The sequence below is a fragment of the Chroococcidiopsis cubana SAG 39.79 genome (assembly GCF_003991895.1).
Taxonomy (GTDB): Bacteria; Cyanobacteriota; Cyanobacteriia; order Cyanobacteriales; family Chroococcidiopsidaceae; genus Chroococcidiopsis; species Chroococcidiopsis thermalis.
This window is the reverse complement of the sequence record NZ_RSCK01000290.1, coordinates 1-584: the sequence shown is the minus strand read 5'-3', so window position 1 is coordinate 584 and position 584 is coordinate 1. Positions and strand designations below refer to the sequence as shown.

The following is a 584-nucleotide window of genomic DNA, read 5'->3' as shown; positions in this document are numbered from 1 at the left end:
ATGTCTGAGCAGATGCAGAATATTCCAATTGCCAAACCTTGGATGGGTGAAGCCGAGGCAGATGCCGCTAAGCAAGCGATTATGTCCGGTTGGGTAACGCAAGGACCCGAAGTCGCCGCTTTCGAGCAGGAATTTGCAACTTATGTAGGGGCAAAGTCTGCTTGTGCGGTTTCTAATTGCACCACGGCATTGCATCTAGCTCTGTTAGCCGTAGGCGTGCAGCCTGGGGATGAGGTAATTACCGTCAGTCATTCTTATATTGCCACTGCGAATAGCATTCGCTATTGCGGCGCGATCCCCGTATTTGTCGATATCGAGCCGCACACTTACAACATTAATCCCACTTTAATCGAAGCAGTCGTGAGCGATCGCACCCGCGCGATTCTGGTCGTCCACCAAATGGGAATGCCTTGCGACCTCAAAGCGATTGTGGAGGTTGCGCGGCGCTACAATTTGCCAGTTATTGAAGATGCAGCCTGCGCCATTGGTAGTGAAATTCTCTGGGAAGGACAGTGGGAAAAAATCGGCAAACCCCACGGCGATATTGCCTGTTTTTCCTTCCATCCCCGCAAGGTAATTACGAC

Annotated in this window: 1 protein-coding gene; it reads left to right on the top strand. The window is 51.2% G+C overall.

The genetic code is table 11. The annotated features are described in order from the left end of the window. A partial coding sequence (locus DSM107010_RS37955; RefSeq protein ID WP_127025479.1) for a DegT/DnrJ/EryC1/StrS family aminotransferase occupies nt 1-584 on the top strand: 584 nt, incomplete at both ends.